Genomic DNA, 17,923 nt, shown 5'->3' on the forward strand with positions numbered 1-17,923 from the left:
TCCTACCCTTTCGTAGGCGCCGACTTGCCGGCGAAGCTGTTTATGGCTGGCGCCGCAACCACTTCAGCATCCCCAGCCCCGCCTGGCGCCCGCTGGCAAAGCAGGCGGTCAGCAGGTAGCCGCCGGTCGGCGCTTCCCAGTCGAGCATTTCCCCTGCGCAAAACACTCCAGGCAACTGCCGAAGCATCAGGTCGTCGTCCAGGGCTTCAAACATTACGCCGCCGGCGCTGCTGATGGCTTCGTCCAGTGGGCGAGGCTTGATCAGCGTCAGGGGCAGGGCCTTGATGGCTGCCGCCAAGAGCGCCGGATCGTTGAAGCTCTCTGCCGGGGTCAGCTCCCGCAGCAACGCCGCCTTCACCCCCTCGATTCCCAACTGGCCCTGCAAGTGCTTGGCCATGGACCGCGAGCCGCGTGGCTTGGAAAGGGCGGCCTGGACCTTGTCCAGGGGCTTGTTCGGTAGCAGGTCGATATGGACCGTCGCCTGCCCGTGCCGGTTGATGGATTCGCGAATCGGCGCCGACAGTGCATAGATCAGGCTGCCCTCGATGCCGCTGGCGGTGATCACGCACTCACCCAGCCGTGGTGCGTCGTCATCAAGGCCGATGGCCACGTTCTTCAGCGGCGCGCCGGCGAATTTGCTGCGCAGCAGCTCGCTCCAGGCGCTGACCTCAAAACCGCAATTGCTCGGTTGCAAGGGTGCGAGCTGTACACCGCGCTGTTCCAGCAGGGGCAGCCAAGCCCCGTCGGAACCCAGGCGTGCCCAACTACCGCCGCCCAATGCCAGCAGGACCCCATCCGCCCGTACCGCACTTTCACCCTCGGCATGCCGGATGCGCAGGCTGCCGTCGGCATTCCAGCCCAGCCAGCGGTGCCGAGTGTGGATAACGACTCCGGCATCGCGCAGGCGCTTGAGCCAGGCGCGCAGCAGCGGCGCAGCCTTCATGTCGGTAGGAAACACCCGGCCGGAGCTGCCGACAAACGTCTGGATACCCAGCTCATGAATCCATTGGCAGAGTGCCTCGGCGCCGAACTCGCGCAGCAGCGGGGCGATGTGCGGCGCACGCTCGGCGTAGCGCGAGAGGAAGGCCGGATAGGCTTCGGAGTGGGTGATATTCATGCCACCCACCCCGGCCAGGAGGAATTTTCGGCCCACCGATGGCATGCCGTCGTACAGGTCAACCTGAATCCCGGCCTGGCTCAGTACCTCGGCGGCCATCAGGCCGGCGGGGCCACCGCCGATAATCGCGACGTGGTGGGGCGTGGAAGAGTGCGATGCAGTCATGGCAGAGGCGGGGCTGAGGAAATAGGCCGGGCATTCTACCCGAGGTGCAGGGGGCGTGCTGGGGCGATGATGCCTGGTCAAAAACTAGGCAGCGGGCTGCGGGCCTTGTGTCCCGTGGGCTGGCGTGACTTTCGCGCAGGTTGTCCACAGGCGGCTCCACAGGGATTGGGGGTAAGCGCTACGGCGTCGCCGGAGGCCTGCTGCGCCTGATCAAAAAACAGGCGCCACGCTGCAAGTCACGCCGATAGCGAGCTGTAGCGTGTTTCACGCAGGTTATCCACAGGCGGCTCCACAGGGATTGGGGGTAAGACGCTCACAACTGTATGACCGTCTGATGTCACTGATCAAAAAACAGGCGATGGCCTTGAGGCCCCGTGGGACAAGGGCTGCAGAGGCTTTCTCCCAGCTTATCCACAAGCGGTTCCACAGTGGATGTGGGTAAGGCCTGCGGATGTCAGTAGCACCCTGACGATTTCCAGACCTTCTGGGCACTGTGGTGAAGAATGCCGTGGCGCCGGGCCAGGGCCTGGCGGTCCTTGCTGTAGCCGCCGCCGATCACGCCGACCACCGGGATGTCGCGGCCCAGGCAGTGGCGCATGACCCGTTCGTCGCGTTCGGCCACGCCGGCATCGGTGAGTTTGAGGTAGCCCAGGGCGTCGTCCTGATGCACGTCGACCCCAGCGTCGTACAACACCAGGTCCGGCTGGTACAGGGGCAGCAGGTAGTTGAGCGTGTCGTCCACTACGTTCAGGTAGTCGGCGTCGCCCATGCCCATGGGCAGCGGGATATCCCAGTCGCTCTGGGCCTTGCGCGCGGGGAAGTTCTTTTCACAGTGCAACGAGACGGTCACCGCGTCGGCGGTATGTTGCAGGATCCGCGCGGTGCCATCGCCCTGGTGCACATCGCAGTCGAATATCAGCACCCGGCCCACGCGCCCGCTTTCCAGCAGGTAATGGCTGATCACCGCCAGGTCGTTGAAGATGCAGAACCCCGCCGGGTAGTCATAGTGGGCGTGGTGGGTGCCGCCGGCCAGGTGGCAGGCCAGGCCATGTTCCAGTGCCTGTTCGGCGGCCAGCAAGGAGCCGCCGACCGCACGCACCGTGCGCCGGGCCAAGGCTTCGCTCCAGGGCAGGCCAAGGCGCCGCTGGTCCTCCCGGGACAACTCGCCGCTCATGTAGCGTTCGATATAGGCCGGGTCGTGGGCCAGGGCGAGGATTTCTGCCGGGCACAGCTCGGGGCGCAGCAGGTCGTCGTCCCGGGTCAGGCCACTGTCCACCAGGTGATCGCGCAGCAGGCGGAACTTGTCCATGGGGAAGCGGTGCTCCGCCGGGAACTCGGGGCTGTAGTCGTCGTGATAGATCAATGGCAATGGCATGGCATTTTCTTAGAGGAACCCGTGAAGGATCCTACCAGCGATGTAGACTTGCACCCACGGAAACGGAGGGCACTGATGGAGCCGATACTGCAACTCGAAAGCGCGCGCCTGCTGCTGCGTCAATGGCGCGACGATGATTTGCCGGCATTTGCGGCGATGTGTGCCGATCCGCAGGTCATGCGCTACTTTCCGGCGCCCTTGAGCCGCCTGGAAAGCGCGGCGCTGATCGGCCGGGTGCGTGGGCATTTCGCCGAACATGGCTTCGGACTCTGGGCCCTGGAGCGTAAGGATAGCGGTGAGTTCATCGGTTTTACCGGTCTGGGCGTCGTGGGTTTCGAAGCGCCCTTCACGCCGGCGGTGGAGATCGGCTGGCGCCTGGCCCGCGAGCACTGGGGCCTGGGTTACGCCAGTGAGGCCGCCTGGACCGCCCTGCGCTGCGCTTTCGATCGTCTGGCGCTGGAGGAGGTGGTGGCGTTCACGACCCGGACCAATCTGCCGTCGCAGAAGGTCATGCAGGCCATTGGTATGCATCACACCGTCGAGGATGACTTCGAACACCCGAACCTCGCTGGCGATCACCCGCTGCGCGAGCATGTGCTGTACCGCATTACCCGCGAACAATGGTTGGAAACCTTGCATGGATAGCAAGCGCGCACGTTTAGAATGTGCCGATGAGGTGCGACCCCAATTGATTTGACCGCCGCAGCCGAGATTGCGCGGTTTTGCTCTGTGTGAGGAGAGTCTGAATGAGTCATGTGCTGGATGATCTGGTCGATCTGTTGACCCTGGAAGCCATCGAAGAAAACCTGTTTCGCGGTCGCAGCCAGGACCTCGGTTTTCGCCAGCTGTTTGGCGGCCAGGTGCTCGGCCAGTCGTTGTCCGCGGCCAGTCAGACGGTGGAGGAGGCGCGCCATGTGCACTCCATGCACGGCTATTTCCTGCGCCCCGGGGATGCCGCGCTGCCGGTGGTCTACCAGGTGGACCGGGTGCGCGACGGTGGCAGCTTCAGCACCCGGCGAGTGACGGCGATCCAGAAGGGCAATCCGATCTTCACCTGCAGCGCCTCGTTCCAGTACGACGAACAGGGTTTCGAGCACCAGAACAGCATGCCCCAGGTGGTCGGGCCGGAAAACCTGCCATCGGAGCTGGAGATCACCACCCAGCGTGCGCACCTGATTCCCGAGCACATGCGCGAGAAACTGCTGTGCCCCAAGCCCATCGAAGTGCGCCCGGTGACCGAGAAGGACCCCTATAACCCGCAGCCCATGGATCCGGTGAAGTACGTCTGGTTCCGCGCCGACGGCGCCCTGGCCGACAGTCCGGCGCTGCACAAGTACCTGCTGGCCTACGCTTCGGATTTCGGCCTGCTGACCACCTCGATGCTGCCCCACGGCAAGTCGGTGTGGCAGAAGGACATGCAGGTCGCCAGCCTCGACCACGCTCTGTGGTTTCACGCCGACCTACGCGCTGACGACTGGCTGCTGTATGCCATGGACAGCCCCTGGGCCGGAAACTCCCGGGGCTTCTCCCGGGGCAGCGTGTTCAACCGTGCCGGGCAGTTGGTGGCCTCGGTGACTCAGGAAGGGTTGATCCGCCATCGCAAGGATTGGGCATGAGTCTTTCAGAGATAAAACATTGGGTGTTCGACATGGACGGCACCCTGACCATCGCTGTGCATGATTTCGCGGCGATCCGCGAGGCGCTGTCGATTCCTGCCGAGGATGACATCCTCACACACCTGGCGGCCTTGCCGGCGGACGAATCCGCGGCCAAGCATGCCTGGCTGCTGGAACACGAGCGCGACCTGGCCCAGGGTTCGCGCCCGGCGCCGGGTGCGGTGGAACTGGTGCGGGAACTGGCCGGGCGCGGTTATCGCCTGGGCATCCTCACCCGCAATGCGCGAGAGCTGGCCCATGTGACCCTGGAGGCCATCGGCCTGGCGGACTGCTTTGCCGAGGCCGACGTGCTGGGCCGCGACGAAGCACCGCCCAAGCCCCATCCGGGCGGTTTGCTGAAGCTGGCCGAAGCCTGGGATATCTCGCCGTCACGGATGGTCATGGTGGGGGACTACCGCTTCGACCTGGACTGCGGGCGGGCCGCCGGGACCCGTACGGTGCTGGTCAACCTGCCGGACAACCCCTGGCCGGAGCTGACCGACTGGCATGCCCGGGATTGTGCGCAGTTGCGCGACCTGCTGTCGGCCTGAGGGCCCTGTTCGCCGGCAAGGCTCCCGTCGGAGCCTTGCCGGCGAAAGCGTCGTTCCAGGCAGCGCCTTTCTTTACTTGAACACTGCCGCCTGCCCCTCGGGCGAGGTGAACATCCGGTCACCGTCATGCCCGATCCCGGGCACTTCCACCAGCCGTTGCAGCAAGCCTTGCGGATGACGCCGCACCAGGTAGTCGAAGTAGTTGTGCCCGCGAATCAACCGGTACGCGCCCTGGGTCTCGGCGGCGCAGCTCTTGTCCAGGGCGGGATGGTTGGGATCGGTGTCCTGCTGGCCCAGCAGGTAGGTGATGTCGCGCGTCACGTAGCCCTGTTCAAGCTGCGCCGGGGAATGGCCGCCGGCATAGGCCGGTAGCCGGTTCAGGCCGTACTTCCAGTCGTTGAAGCCCGGGCAACTGGCCGGTTCGAATGCCACCGGGCGCCATGCGTCGAAGTAGGCGTAGGACGACGGATTGGCGATCACGTAGCGCAGGCCGATCCCGGCCTTTTCCAGCTCGGGGTGGCTGCCGGTGCTCAGCGCATAGCGCTGCACCACCTGGGCGCCGCCGGAGTGACCGGCGATCACCACTTCCTTGAGTGCCGGAAAACGTTTGCGGTCTTCCAGGCGCTGGAGGATTGCATCGAGCACCGCATACGAGCTGATGGCCTGCGGGCCCACTGAAGGTTCGCCGGCCATCCAGCCATTGCCCTTCCAGCGCAGTAGCGCGTCTGGCAATTGATGGCGGGCGATGTCGCTCTGGTTGAGAAACTGCGGGGCGATCACCAGGGTTGTTGTGCTTTGCCCGGCCTGCCCGGCAGCGCTTTGCCCACTGTGCAGATACGTCTGGGCGTTGCGCAGCCGGCCGTGAACGATGATCAGGGCCCGCTCTACGCCCGGCAGCGGCTGGCGCCAATCCTGGCTCAGGCCCAGAGCCAGTTGCCCGCCCTCCAGGGGCAGGCGTTGCGGGCTGATGACCTTGACCCCCTGTTCCGCCGCCTGGGCGCCGCAGCCACCCAGGCACAGCAGCAGGACCAGCAAGCGGCGCATCTACAGGCTCCTGGCGCTGAAGGTATCGCACTGGCTGACCTGGCCCTGGCTGAAGCCGGTCTTGAACCAGCGCACTCGCTGCGCCGAGGTGCCGTGGGTGAAGGAGTCCGGCACCACCCGGCCCTGGCCTTGCTGCTGCAGGCGGTCGTCACCGATGGCATTGGCGGCGTTCAGGGCTTCTTCCACATCCCCGGGTTCCAGCCAGTTCAAGCGCTTCTGTGCGTGATAGGCCCAGACCCCGGCAAAGCAGTCGGCCTGCAGCTCCTGGCGTACCAGCAGGCCGCCATCGCCTTGCATCTGCTGGCCTTGCTGGCGCGCGGCCTGGATTTTTGCCGAGACCCCGAGCAGGGTCTGCACGTGGTGCCCGACCTCATGGGCAATCACGTAGGCCTGGGCGAAGTCGCCGGCGGCGGAAAAGCGCTGGGCCATCTCCCGGAAGAAGTCCATGTCCAGGTACACCTGGCGGTCGGCGGGGCAGTAGAAGGGCCCGCTGGCGGAAGTGGCCGCGCCACAGGCGGAATTGACCCGGCCCCGGAACAGGATCAGCTTGGGCGGCTGATACTGGCGGCCGGCTTGCTGGAAGATCTGGCCCCAGGTGTCTTCGGTGTCACCGAGGATGGCGCGGACAAACTCTGCCTGTTCGTCATTGGCCGGTGGTGCCTTGCGTGCCTGGGTGGTGGCCGGCGCTGAAGTCTGCCCGCTCTGCTGGCCCAGCAGTTGCCCGAGGATCTGCAGCGGATCCTGGCCGGTGGCCCAGCCGATGCCGACGATCAGTACGATCGCCGTCAGGCTCAAGCCCTTGCCTCCACCGAACCGCATGCCACCGCCACCGCCGGCGCTGCTGTCATCTCGCGCGTCCACGACGTTGTCGCTGCGCCGGCCTTTTTTCCAAAGCATGGGGGTGTCCTCGTTTTTTCTGCTGGTCAGTGTTGCTGGTGGCTCGAACCGGCGCCAGTCCGGTCGTCAGGGATTTTTCTGCACGCTACCATGGCCCGGTTACGGATCGATCCGGTCCAGGCGCATTCGGGGCTCCCTATTGAACATCGATACCCGCATCAAATTCCGTCACTTGGTGTGTTTTCTTGAAATGGCCCGCCAGGGCAGCCTGGCCCGGGCGGCCGATGTCCTGGCGGTGAGCCAGCCGGCGATGTCGAAAACCCTCAAGGAACTGGAAGCGTTGCTGGAGACCCGGCTGTTTGCCAGGAGCAAGGCCGGCCTCAGCCTGACCGAGGCCGGGCGGGCCTTCCTGCGTTATGCCGGGCCTTCGGTGCAGGCCCTGCGGGAAGGTGTCAGCAGCCTGCGCGGCGGTGAGTACGCCGCCGGGCTGGTGCGCATCGGTGTGCTTTCCACGGTGGAAAGCCTGCTGCTGCCGGAGGTGATGCGGCGCCTGCATCAGCGCCATTCGGCGCTGACCGTGAGTGTGCTGACCGGCCCCAGTGCTTACCTGCTGTCGCAATTGCGGGTCGGCGACCTGGACCTGGTGGTGGGGCGCATGACCGAGAGTCCGGAGATCCACGGCCTGAGCTTCGAGCATCTGTACAGCGAATCCATGACCCTGGTGGCCCGTCCGCAGCATCCACTGGCAACCGGCCCTCTGGACCGCGACGCGGTGAGCGCCTATCCCCTGGTGCTGCCCCTGGCCGGCACCAGCATTCGCAAGCACGCCGACAGCCTGTTCATCCAGTGCGGCATTGCCCCGTCGCAGCAGCGTCTGGAAACCCTCTCGGTGGCCCTGAGCCGACGCTACACCTTGTCCAGCGACGCGCTGTGGATCGCGCCGCTGGATGCCGTGCGCCTGGACCTGGCCAATGGTGAACTGCAGGAGCTGGACCTGGGCCTGCGCGAACCCGGCGGCTCGGTGGGGATTTCCAGCAATGCCAGCCTTCCCTTGTCCCTGGCGGCGCAATGGGCGGTGGAGGTGCTCCGGGAAGTGGGGCTGGCCTATCGCGAGGGCAGTTATCCATAACCATTTGGTTATTGATTGAGGGCGGCATTTCAATTTTCCCCGCTCCTGGTTTGTTTGAAACTGCGCCGGCTGCGCTCCATAAATCAAACAACAGGAGATCGACATGTCTGATGCAGACAGCAGTCGCTTCGTGATTCGCGACCGTAATTGGCACCCCAAGGCCCTGACCCCCGACTACAAGACCTCCGTCACTCGCTCCCCGCGCCAGGCGCTGGTGAGCATTCCACAATCGGTCAGTGAAACCACAGGCCCGGACTTTTCCCACCTGCGCACCGGGCGTTTCGACAACGACCTGCTGCTCAACTTCAACAACGGTGGCTTGCCCGTGGGCGAGCGGATCATCGTTTCCGGGCGGGTCTGCGATCAGTACGGCAAACCCATTCCCCATACCCTGGTGGAAATGTGGCAAGCCAACGCCGGCGGCCGCTACCGGCACAAGAACGACCGCTACCTGGCGCCCCTGGACCCGAACTTCGGTGGCGTCGGCCGGGCCCTCACCGACCGTGATGGCTACTACAGTTTCCGCACCATCAAGCCCGGCCCCTACCCGTGGCGCAACGGCCCCAATGACTGGCGCCCGGCGCATATCCATTTCTCCATCAGTGGCCCGTCGATCGCCACGCGCCTGATCACCCAGCTGTATTTCGAAGGCGACCCGCTGATCCCGCTGTGCCCGATCGTCAAGTCCATCGCCAACCCGGACGCGGTACAGAGCCTGATCGCGCGCCTGGACATGGGCGGCGCCAACCCCATGGATTGCCTGGCCTACCGCTTCGACATCGTGCTGCGCGGCCAGCGCAAGACCCACTTCGAGAACTGCTGAGGAGCCTGACATGCCTGTTCAACTGCTGCCTGAAACCCCCTCGCAAACGGCCGGCCCCTATGTGCATATCGGCCTGGCCCTGGCGGCCGCGGGAAACCCGCCGCGCCCCGAGGAAATCTGGAACCAGATGGCCAAGGCCGATGCGCCGGGTGAGCGGATCCTGCTGATCGGCCACGTCTACGATGGCAATGGCCACCTGGTGCGCGATTCATTCCTGGAGTTCTGGCAGGCCGACCACGCCGGGGTCTACGACCCGGTGTTCGATACGGAGAAGCCGTTCAACTGCTTCGGTCGCACCGCCACCACCTTCGATGCCGGGGAATGGACACTCAACACGGTCAAGCCCGGGGTGGTGAACAACGCAGCTGGCGTGCCCATGGCGCCGCACATCAACCTGTCGCTGTTTGCCCGGGGGATCAATATCCACCTGCACACCCGGCTGTACTTTGCCGATGAGCCGGAAGCCAACGCCCAGTGCCCGGTGCTGAACCTGATCGAACAGCCCCAGCGCCGGGAAACCCTGCTGGCCCATCCTTGCGAGGTGAATGGCCAGCGTGCCTACCGTTTCGATATCCGCATCCAGGGTGAAGGCGAGACGGTGTTCTTCGATTTCTGAAGTATCGCCAAGCCAGGGATGGCCAGCGCTCGAGAATCCGCCCCCTGACGCCACGCTGCGGTGTCAGGGGGCGTTTCGTTTCAGTGGTCGAAGTGGTCCCACACCGGAGCGAAATCCGGGCTGACCTGACGCTGGTCCTTGGGCAGGGCGGCGATCAGCGCCCGGTCTGCATCGTCCAGGTGGATCTTCAGGGACTCCAGGTTGGCCAGTTGGTTGGCCCGGCTGCTGGCCTTGGGGATGGCTGCCACATTGTCCTGGTCGAGCAGCCACTTGAGGGCCACCTGGGTCGGCAGCACGCCGTGCTTGGCGGCGATCTGCTGGATTTCGGCCACCTCTGAGACCTTGTTGCGCGCCAGCGGGGTATAGGCGGTCAACACCATGTCGCGCTCGCGGGCGTAGTCCAGAAGGCCGCTCTGGCCCAGCAGCACGTGGTACTCCACCTGGATCGCCGACAGCGGCGCGCCCAGCCCTTCGATCACTCGGCGCAGCAGGGCCAGGGGAAAGTTGGCCACGCCAATGTGTTTCACCAGCCCCTGCTCCTTGAACGACACCAGGGTTTCGATGCTGCGTTCCAGTTCCCAGTCGCTGGTGGGCCAGTGAATGTGGAACAGGTCGATGTAGTCGGTTTGCAGGGCTTTCAGGCTGCGCTCCAGTGAGTGGCGCATGGCGGTGGGTTGCAACTGGTCCCACCAGACCTTGGTGGTGACGTGGATCTGCTCCCGGGGCACAGGAGTGTTGGCCAGGGCCTGGCCCACCGCTTCTTCGTTGTTGTAGGCCTGGGCGGTGTCGATATGCCGGTAACCCAGTTCCAGTGCCTGTTCCACGGCGCGGGTGCATTCCTGGTCGAGCATTGGCCAGGTACCCAGGCCGAGCTTGGGCATGTGCAGGCCACTGTGGGTGAGGACGGGGCAGTCAAGGGTGTGAGGCATGGGCAATCTCCCTGTGGATAAAAGAGCACAGCCGGTTGAGGGGCGAGTGACGATCCGGGCTGCGGGGGTGTTGCTGAAGGTTGGACAGCATTGGCGGGCGGAAAATGCCCGGAAAATCGATGCGGCGGGCAAACCGTTATTTTGCGTTTTATGGAAGCGGGTTCCAAAAAATATACGAGCTCGACTACCCTGCCACAAGGCGCCGTGCCGGGTACAAGACTCGATCGGCGCCGATTCCGGGCGGTAATCGAACACCGCCGCCCGGTTCCCCAACCGGCCGCTTGTCTCTAGAATCGGCCAAATTTTGTCGGGACCCGACCATGGCTGGCAGTCAAATCGAACGCGTCTTCAGTGTTCTCGAACGTCTTACCGCTGATCCCCGTGGGCTGCCGTTGCAGACCCTGGCCGAGCAGCTGGAGATTCCCAAAAGCGCCACCCACCGCTTGCTGGCGGAGCTGATCCGCCTGGGTTATGTGCGGCAGAACCCGGACAACCTGCGCTACCAGCTGTCCACGCGGCTGGTAGCCATGGGCTTTCGCTACCTGTCCGCCAGCGGCGCCGATATCGTTCAGCCAGTACTGGACCGCCTGGCGGTCGAATCCGGCGAGCTGGTGCGCCTGGGCGTGATCGAAGGCGAGCGCCAGACCTGGATCGCCAAGTCCCAGGGCGCCCGTTCCGGCTTGCGCTACGACCCGGACATGGGCCGTGAGGCACCGTTGTTCTATACCGCCTCCGGGCATGCCTGGCTGGCCACCCTGAGTGATGCCGAGGCCCTGTCCCTGGTGGAGCGCCAGGCGGCCGAGCCCCCGACGGACCTGGGGCCCAACGCTCCGCGCTCGAACATCGAACTGCTGGAGCGCCTGCGCCTGGCCCGGGAGCAGGGCTATGCCTGGGTCGAAGAAAGCTCCGCCGTGGGGACCTCGGCGATCGCCGCGGTGGTGCGCCATCCCATTGATGGCCGGGTCGTGGGCGTGCTCAGCGTTGCCGGGCCCAGCGCACGCCTGCCTCTGGCGCGGCTGCACGAGCTGGCGCCACTGCTGTTGCAGTTTGCCGAGGAACTGTCGGCCGCCAGTCAGGCGTCCGAGTTGTTCAATTGAGATAACGCCGCAGGGCCTTGCTTGGCGATCTGCCGCAGGGCCGGTGGTGGCCTTGATACCGCCGCGTCTGTATCACAGCCGTTCGCAGCCTGCGGCAGCGGCTACGCAGACCTCGACTCGGCACAAAGCTGTTCGATAATCGGACGGTATTTTTTATCCCTCTTGTGTGAAAGTGGAACCGGGTTCTAAATATTTGAAATTCAGTGTCCCTATAACAATCACAAGAGGATCTTCCATTGAGCACGCCACTGCGCATCGCCCTGATCGGCGTCGGCAATATGGGGCAGCAGCACTATCAGCACCTCAAGACTCTGGCCGAGGCCTGCCTCTGCGCGGTGGCCGATCCCGGCCCCCAGGCGGCGGCTGTCGCCGCACAATGGCAGGTGCCGCACTTTGCCGATCACCAGACCCTGCTCCGGGAAGTCCGCCCGGATGCGGTGATCGTTGCCAACCCTAACAACCTCCATGTCAGCACCGCCCTGGATTGCCTCGCCGCAGGCGTGCCGGTGCTGCTGGAAAAACCGGTGGGCGTGCATCTGGATGAAGTGCGTGAATTGGTAGCGGCCACGCGGACCACTGGGGTCCCGGTGCTGGTGGGGCATCATCGACGGCACAACCCATTGATCGTCCGCGCCCATGAACTGCTGCGCAGCGGCGCCCTGGGGCGCCTGACCAACGTCACCGCACTCTGGCAATTGCAGAAGCCCGAGCGCTATTTCGACATTCCCTGGCGCCGCGAGGCCGGGGCCGGCATGTTGCTGACCAACCTGATCCACGACCTGGACCTGCTGCGCCACCTGTGCGGCGAGGTGCGCCAGGTCCAGGCCATCACCAGCAACAGCGTGCGCGGCTACGCCAACGAGGATTGCGCAGCGGTGCTGCTGCAATTCGACAACGGCGCCCTGGGCAGCCTCACCGGTTCCGACGCCGCGGCCGCGCCCTGGAGCTGGGAGCTGGATTCCGGGGAGAACCCGGTGTACCCGCGTCAGCCCGATCAGCCTTGCTACCTGCTGGCCGGTACTCAGGGGGCCTTGAGCATTCCTCAGCTCAAGCGCTGGCACTACGCCGAGGCGGGCGCCGGTTGGCACCAGCCCTTGTTGATGCAGCAGGAAAGCTTCGTGCCGGATGAGGCGTTGCGCTTGCAACTGCAGCATTTCGTCAAGGTCGCCCGGGGCGAAGTCACGCCCCTGGTCAGCGCCGCCGATGCCGCTCGTACCCTGGCCCTGATCGAAGCCATTCGTCAGGCCGCCGCCACGGGGCGCGCCTGTACCCCAACCCACATTGAGTGAACAACTGATGAGTGAGCGGATTTTTTCCCTGGCCAGCCTGACCGTGCTGGAGCTGTCTCCGCCCGAGATGGTGGAAGTGGCGGCCCGTGCCGGCTACAGCCATGTGGGCCTGCGGCTGGTGCCGGCGACCCCGGAGGAACATCACTTTCCGCTGGTGGCGGATGCCGGCTTGCGTCGGCAAACCCAGGATCGCCTGCGCGATACCGGGGTGCGGGTGCTGGATGTGGAAATCCTGCGGCTCAAGCCGCAGACCCGGATCAAGGACTTCGAGGGCGTGCTGGCAGTGGGCGCCGAGTTTGCCGCCAGCGAGTTGCTGGTGGCGGGCAATGACCCGGATGAAGCCCGCATGACCGACAACTTTGCCGCCTTGTGTGATCTGGCGGCGCAGTATGGCTTGCACCCCCATCTGGAGTTCATGCCCTGGACCGATGCGCGCAACCTGGAGCAAGCCGTGCGCGTGGTGGAGAACGCCGCTCGCAGCAACGGCTGCGTGCTGGTGGACGCCTTTCACTTCGACCGCTCGGGATCGCGCCTGGAGGACCTGGCCAAGGTGGCTCCGGCGCGGTTGCGGTATGCCCAGTTGTGCGACGTGGCCGGGCCGCGGCCGGACGATATGCAGGAAATCTTGCGCCAGGCCCGTAACGAGCGGCGTTTCCCGGGGGAGGGCGATTGCGATCTGGCGGGGCTGCTCAAGTGCCTGCCGGAAAACCTGCCCCTGAGCCTGGAGATTCCTACGGTGCAATTGCTGGAGCAGGGCGTGAGTGCCTTGCAGCGAGCACAGATGGCCCTGGACAGAACCCGGGAGTTGCTGGCGCGGATTTGAAGCCGCGCAGGCCTTTCGCCGGCCTGCCGGCTCCTGCCAACATCCGGTAGGGGCCGGCTGGCCGGCGAAGCCGTTTCTACAATTGCCCCAAGGAAAGCCCATGACCCGCAGCACGCCCCTTTCCGGGACCAACCACCCTTTCAAGGGCATTGTGCTGATCGTTCTGGCGACCTTTCTGTTCGCCAGCCACGATGCCCTGTCCAAATACCTCTCGGGATTCTTTCCGGTGATCATGGTGGTCTGGGCCCGTTACCTGATCCACACCCTGCTGATGGCCGGGATCTTCCTGCCGCAATCCGGTCTGCGGGTACTACGTAGCAAGCGACCGCTGCTGCAACTGCTGCGGGCTCTGTGTTTGCTGAGTACCAGCCTGTTGTTCACCTCGGCGTTGCTGTTCATACCCCTGGCCGAGGCCACGGCGGTCAACTTTCTCGCCCCGGTGCTGGTCACCGCGTTGTCGGTGCCTTTGCTTGGCGAGCAGGTGACCCGGGGCCAGTGGCTGGCGGTAATCTGCGGTTTCGTCGGGGTGCTGATCATCGTGCATCCGGGCGGCGAGCTGTTCACGCCGGCGGTGTTGCTGCCGTTCTGCTCGGCGCTGTTCTTCTGTTTCTATCAACTGCTCACACGCAAGCTGGCCGAGCATGACAGCCCCACCACCAGCAACTTCTTTGCCGGGTTGTGCAACACCCTGGTAATGACGGCACTGGTGCCGTTCTTCTGGCAGACCCCCGGGTTCCTCCATGGCTTGCTGATGCTGGCGCTGGGCGCCTGCGGCATGAGTGCCCACCTGTTCCTGACCCAGGCCTTTCGTCATGCGGCGCCGGCGCTGCTGGCGCCCTTCGGTTATTGCCAGATTGTCTTTGCCGGGTTGCTGGGCTGGTTGCTGTTCGGCCACGCGCCGTCGTTGATCACCCAGGTGGGCATCATCGTGATCTGCCTCAGCGGGCTGGCGGCGGCCTGGCAGCAACGCCGCCGCTGAGACGATTCAGAAACGCAAGCGCACCACCAGGTTCTGCAGGCCGGCCGCCAGGTGCGACAGCTCCTGGCTGGTGGCGTTGGTGCGGGTGGCGGCGTCGGCGCTTTCCAGGGACAGGTCGCGGATGTTCAGCAGGTTGCGGTCCACTTCACGGGCCACCTGGGCCTGTTCTTCCGAGGCACTGGCGATCACCAGGTTGCGCTCGTGGATCTGTTCCATGGCCCGGGTGATTTCCCCCAGGGCCAGCCCGGCCTGCTCGGCGATGGACAGGGTCTGGGCCACCCGTTGACTGTTGCCGTGCATGGACTGCACCACGCTGTCGGTGTCGCCCTGGACCCGGCCGATCATCTGTTCGATTTCCTGGGTCGACTGCTGGGTGCGATGGGCCAGGGCCCGCACTTCGTCTGCCACTACGGCAAAACCACGGCCGGCTTCCCCAGCCCGCGCCGCCTCGATGGCGGCGTTCAGGGCCAGCAGGTTGGTCTGTTCGGCAATGGCGCGGATCACGTCCAGCACCTTGCCGATTTCCCGTGACTGCTCGGCCAGGGTCTGCACTTGCTGCAGGGCGATGCCGACATCGCTGCTCATGGCCTGGATCGCGTCCAGGGTCTGGGTCACCCGGGCTTGCCCCTGGGTGGCCTGGGCGGTGGACTGGCGGGTGGTGTCGGAGGTGGACACTGCGTTGCGTGCCACTTCCTCGACGGCCGCGGTCATCTCGTTGACGGCCGTGGCTGCTTGCTCGATTTCGTTGTGTTGCTGCTGCAGCCGGCTGGAGTCCTGATGGGTGCTCTGGCTCATCTGTTGCGCGGCGGCGGCCAGTTGGGTCGAGGTGCTGCTGATCAGTTGCAGGGTTTCACGCAGGCTGGCCTGCATCCTGGCCAAGGCCTTGAGCAGGCGCGCGGTTTCATCGCTGCCCTCGCTGTGGATGGGGCGGCCGAGATCGCCGGCGGCCACTTGCTCGGCCACGCTCACAGCCTGGCGGATGGGCACGACGATGCTGCGAATCAACAGCCAGGCCAGGCACAGGGTCAGCAGGGCGACGGCGATCAAGGCGCCGATCACCGTGATTTTTACTTGGGTGTAAAGCGCGTCGGCATGCTGCGCCGACTGGCTGACTTCCTCGGCAGTCAGGTTCATCAGCTCGGCGAACTGGTTGCCGGTCTGGGTCGAGTAATCCTGGATCTTGCCGTTGAGCAGCGCTGTCATCTCGCTGCTGCGGTTGTCCCGGGACAGGGCTTCGTACTGGGCCAGGGCCTGTTGGTAGCTCTTGACCGTGGCGAGGAATGCTTCGTATGGCACCCGATTGTGATCGCCCACCAGCGGCGCGAACCTGGCCAGGGCCTGGTCGAGCCAGGCTTGTACCTGATGCAGGCGGGCAATGGTGCTTTCCAGCACTTGCGGTTCACGGTTGAGGGCCATGCGCAGGCTCAGCACGCGGATGCTCAACACGTAGTCGCGCACTTCTCCCAGGTAGCGGGTGCTGGGCAGGGAAATGTTTTCGGTGTGTTGGCCGGTGGCGCGGACTTCGGCCACTTGCTTGAGGGCGAACAGCCCCTGCAGCAGGACCAGCAGGGCAATCACGCCGAAGCTGATCACGGCGCGTTGGGCGATGCTCAGGTTACCGAGCGTCATGGGACGATCTCCGAGTCTGGAAAAACAAAAGGGGGGGAGGGCGAGCAGATAAAAAAACGCAGGCCCGGAGTGGGCCTGCGTGAAAGGAGCATCAGTCTTCTACGCGGGGAATCTTGCGCGGGGCCATGAAGTACATCCAGGTCAGGGCAATGAAGTACATCGCCGGGATCAGGGTGAACAGCAGGGTGTAGTTGTTGTTGGTCACGGTCAGGATGTGGCCGACGATCTGGGTCATGAACATGCCGCCGATGGCCGCGCACATGCCGCCGAAGCCGAACACCGTGCTCATCATGTGCTTGGGCGTGTAGTCCATCACCAGGCTCCAGATGTTGGCGGTCCAGGCCTGGTGCGCGCCGATCCCCAGGGAGATGGCGAACACGGCCAGCCACAGGTTGGCGGTGCCGGCGGCCATGATCACGCCGATGATGCAGCAGGCGAACAGGAACATCGACAGCAGCCGCGCCTTGATCGGGTTCATGCCGCGCCCGATCAGGAACGAAGAGAGGATGCCGCCGCCGACGCTGCCGAAGTCGGCGGTCAGGTAGATGATGATCAGCGGGATGCCCATCTGGGTCACGTTGATGCCCAGGTTGTACTGCTGGTTGAGGAACGGCGGCAGCCAGTACAGGTAGAACCAGAACACCGGCGCGGTCATCGCATAGGCCAGGGCGAAGGCCCAGGTGCCGCGCATGCGCAGGATGCGGCTGAAGGGCACGCGGGTTTCTTCCGGCTCCACCTGTTGCTGGATGTAGGCCAGCTCGGAGGCTTTGACGCTTGGATGATCTTCAGGGTTGAAGTACTTCAGGCCCCAGAACAGCAGCCAGATGCCACCCAGCGCGGCCATGCACAGGAACGCGGCCTGCCAGCCCCAGGCGTGGAGGATCAGCGGCAGCAGCATGGGCGTGAACATTGCGCCGACGTTGGTCCCGGCGTTGAAGATCCCGGTGGCCACGGCCCGTTCGCCGGCCGGGAACCACAGCCGCGTGGTCTTCACGCAGGCCGGGTAGTTGGCGGCTTCGGTGAGCCCGAGAATGAACCGGCAGACCATGAAGCCTGCCGCCGAAGTGGCGAGGCCGTGGGCGCCGGTGGCCAGGCTCCACAACAGCACGGCGAAGAAGAACACCCGCTTCACCCCAACCCGGTCGATCAGGCGGCCCTGGAGCACGAAGCCCACGGCGTAGCCGACCTGGAACCAGAAGTTGATGTTGGCGTAGTCCATCGCCGTCCAGTTCATTTCCTTGGCCAGGATCGGCTGCATCACGCCCAGTGCGGCGCGATCTATGTAGTTCAGGGTGGTGGCGAAGAACACCAGGGCGAGCATGCCCCAGCGGGTCTTGCCGACCGCCATGGCGCCGCGGATCTTGTCGCCGATGCCGCCGGCAACGCTGAGGCTCGGGGCGATGCGAGAGCTTTGGGAAGGAGTCATGTGGGCCATCCGTTCAGTGACTGGCGAGCCGGGGCTCGTCGGAACTCAAGGGCGCGTGACCAACCGTCGGCGGGGGCATGGCAGCCCGGGAACCTGCGGGTTGATCGGCTGGGGCGGCGCGTCGCTGCGGCAGATGCCGGGCGGGCGAACGCCATCGGGTCGGCTGCAGCTCAGGGCTGTAGCGCGGCGTATTCCAGGGTGCCGGTTGAGGCCGTTGGCGGTATCAGCCAAAGGGATGTGCAGCAGTGAAGGGCGTTGAGTGCAAGCATGAGGGTGTACCCGATTTTTGAAATTTTTATGGTGTGTTCTGGGTCTGGGTGATTGAAGCCGGGGGTTTGGGGCCGGCTCAACGTGCTATCGATGGTGCGCAGTGGCTGAAAAATCGTCAATTCGCCAATCTGTATTTTGTTCGATAATCGAACACAAAACTAACTGGTTC

At 64.8% G+C, this 17,923-nt stretch carries 17 protein-coding genes and 1 pseudogene; 10 read left to right on the forward strand and 8 right to left on the reverse strand.

All coding sequences use genetic code 11. The features are described 5' to 3' along the window. Positions 1-40: 40 nt before the first annotated feature. Together ACUXVH_RS24220 and ACUXVH_RS24225 are read right to left on the reverse strand one after the other, a co-directional pair. On the reverse strand, positions 41-1,282 hold the full coding sequence (locus ACUXVH_RS24220) for a TIGR03862 family flavoprotein (RefSeq protein ID WP_065363632.1): 1,242 nt from the start codon (positions 1,280-1,282) through the stop codon (positions 41-43). Between the two features lie 454 nt (positions 1,283-1,736). Further along, positions 1,737-2,657 (reverse strand): histone deacetylase family protein, encoded by a 921-nt coding sequence (locus tag ACUXVH_RS24225; RefSeq protein ID WP_065363633.1) that lies wholly within the window; start codon positions 2,655-2,657, stop codon positions 1,737-1,739. A gap of 75 nt (positions 2,658-2,732) precedes the next feature. On the opposite strand from ACUXVH_RS24225, the gene ACUXVH_RS24230 reads away from it, so the two are divergent. The 3 genes from ACUXVH_RS24230 (at position 2,733) to ACUXVH_RS24240 (ending at position 4,863) form a co-directional block, all read left to right on the forward strand. Next, entirely contained in the window at positions 2,733-3,302 is a 570-nt protein-coding gene (locus ACUXVH_RS24230) for a GNAT family N-acetyltransferase (protein ID WP_065363634.1), read from the forward strand. Between the two features lie 101 nt (positions 3,303-3,403). Then, a complete protein-coding gene (gene tesB, locus ACUXVH_RS24235; protein ID WP_011063621.1) occupies positions 3,404-4,273 on the forward strand; it encodes an acyl-CoA thioesterase II in 870 nt (289 codons plus the stop codon). Continuing rightward, on the forward strand, positions 4,270-4,863 hold the full coding sequence (locus ACUXVH_RS24240; RefSeq protein WP_015637140.1) for an HAD family hydrolase: 594 nt from the start codon (positions 4,270-4,272) through the stop codon (positions 4,861-4,863). Before tesB ends, ACUXVH_RS24240 begins: the two co-directional genes overlap by 4 nt. Positions 4,864-4,935: 72 nt before the next feature. On the opposite strand, the gene ACUXVH_RS24245 is transcribed toward ACUXVH_RS24240, so the two are convergent. Next, a complete protein-coding gene (locus tag ACUXVH_RS24245) occupies positions 4,936-5,907 on the reverse strand; it encodes a hypothetical protein (RefSeq protein ID WP_065363635.1) in 972 nt (323 codons plus the stop codon). Further along, complete coding sequence (gene ypfJ, locus ACUXVH_RS24250; RefSeq protein ID WP_011063618.1) at positions 5,908-6,804, reverse strand: KPN_02809 family neutral zinc metallopeptidase; 897 nt, start codon at positions 6,802-6,804, stop codon at positions 5,908-5,910. A 139-nt stretch (positions 6,805-6,943) separates the two neighbouring features. Here ypfJ and pcaQ point away from each other — a divergent pair, with 139 nt between their 5' ends. The 3 genes from pcaQ to pcaG all read left to right on the forward strand — a co-directional run bounded on the left by pcaQ (position 6,944) and on the right by pcaG (position 9,312). Further along, positions 6,944-7,873, forward strand: a complete 930-nt coding sequence (gene pcaQ / locus ACUXVH_RS24255; RefSeq protein ID WP_019093836.1) for a pca operon transcription factor PcaQ — start codon at positions 6,944-6,946, stop codon at positions 7,871-7,873. Positions 7,874-7,976: 103 nt separating this feature from the next. Next, a complete protein-coding gene (gene pcaH / locus ACUXVH_RS24260) occupies positions 7,977-8,696 on the forward strand; it encodes a protocatechuate 3,4-dioxygenase subunit beta (protein WP_011063616.1) in 720 nt (239 codons plus the stop codon). A gap of 10 nt (positions 8,697-8,706) precedes the next feature. Then, complete coding sequence (gene pcaG, locus ACUXVH_RS24265) at positions 8,707-9,312, forward strand: protocatechuate 3,4-dioxygenase subunit alpha (RefSeq protein ID WP_015637137.1); 606 nt, start codon at positions 8,707-8,709, stop codon at positions 9,310-9,312. Positions 9,313-9,392: 80 nt separating this feature from the next. Here the strand turns inward: pcaG and ACUXVH_RS24270 are convergent, their stop codons facing one another. After that, a complete protein-coding gene (locus ACUXVH_RS24270) occupies positions 9,393-10,241 on the reverse strand; it encodes an aldo/keto reductase (RefSeq protein WP_065363636.1) in 849 nt (282 codons plus the stop codon). A 320-nt stretch (positions 10,242-10,561) separates the two neighbouring features. On the opposite strand from ACUXVH_RS24270, the gene ACUXVH_RS24275 reads away from it, so the two are divergent. The 4 genes from ACUXVH_RS24275 (at position 10,562) to ACUXVH_RS24290 (ending at position 14,429) form a co-directional block, all read left to right on the forward strand. Next, positions 10,562-11,338, forward strand: a complete 777-nt coding sequence (locus ACUXVH_RS24275; protein ID WP_011063613.1) for an IclR family transcriptional regulator — start codon at positions 10,562-10,564, stop codon at positions 11,336-11,338. A 236-nt stretch (positions 11,339-11,574) separates the two neighbouring features. After that, on the forward strand, positions 11,575-12,627 hold the full coding sequence (locus ACUXVH_RS24280) for a Gfo/Idh/MocA family protein (RefSeq protein WP_065363637.1): 1,053 nt from the start codon (positions 11,575-11,577) through the stop codon (positions 12,625-12,627). A gap of 7 nt (positions 12,628-12,634) precedes the next feature. Further along, a complete protein-coding gene (locus ACUXVH_RS24285) occupies positions 12,635-13,450 on the forward strand; it encodes a sugar phosphate isomerase/epimerase family protein (protein ID WP_065363638.1) in 816 nt (271 codons plus the stop codon). 100 nt (positions 13,451-13,550) lie between these two features. Beyond that, on the forward strand, positions 13,551-14,429 hold the full coding sequence (locus tag ACUXVH_RS24290) for a DMT family transporter (RefSeq protein ID WP_053154030.1): 879 nt from the start codon (positions 13,551-13,553) through the stop codon (positions 14,427-14,429). Positions 14,430-14,435: 6 nt separating this feature from the next. Here ACUXVH_RS24290 and ACUXVH_RS24295 read toward each other — a convergent pair whose 3' ends face one another. From ACUXVH_RS24295 to ACUXVH_RS24305, 3 genes and pseudogenes are all read right to left on the reverse strand, one after another. Next, entirely contained in the window at positions 14,436-15,299 is an 864-nt protein-coding gene (locus ACUXVH_RS24295; RefSeq protein WP_370508980.1) for a methyl-accepting chemotaxis protein, read from the reverse strand. After that, positions 15,291-16,058, reverse strand: a pseudogene (locus tag ACUXVH_RS24300) (MCP four helix bundle domain-containing protein); the annotation flags it as partial. The gene ACUXVH_RS24295 and the pseudogene ACUXVH_RS24300, both read right to left, overlap by 9 nt. A 91-nt stretch (positions 16,059-16,149) precedes the next feature. Next, positions 16,150-17,484, reverse strand: a complete 1,335-nt coding sequence (locus ACUXVH_RS24305; RefSeq protein ID WP_011063608.1) for an MFS transporter — start codon at positions 17,482-17,484, stop codon at positions 16,150-16,152. Positions 17,485-17,923 lie beyond the last annotated feature (439 nt).

The organism is Pseudomonas sp. 8(2025) (genome assembly GCF_052665325.1).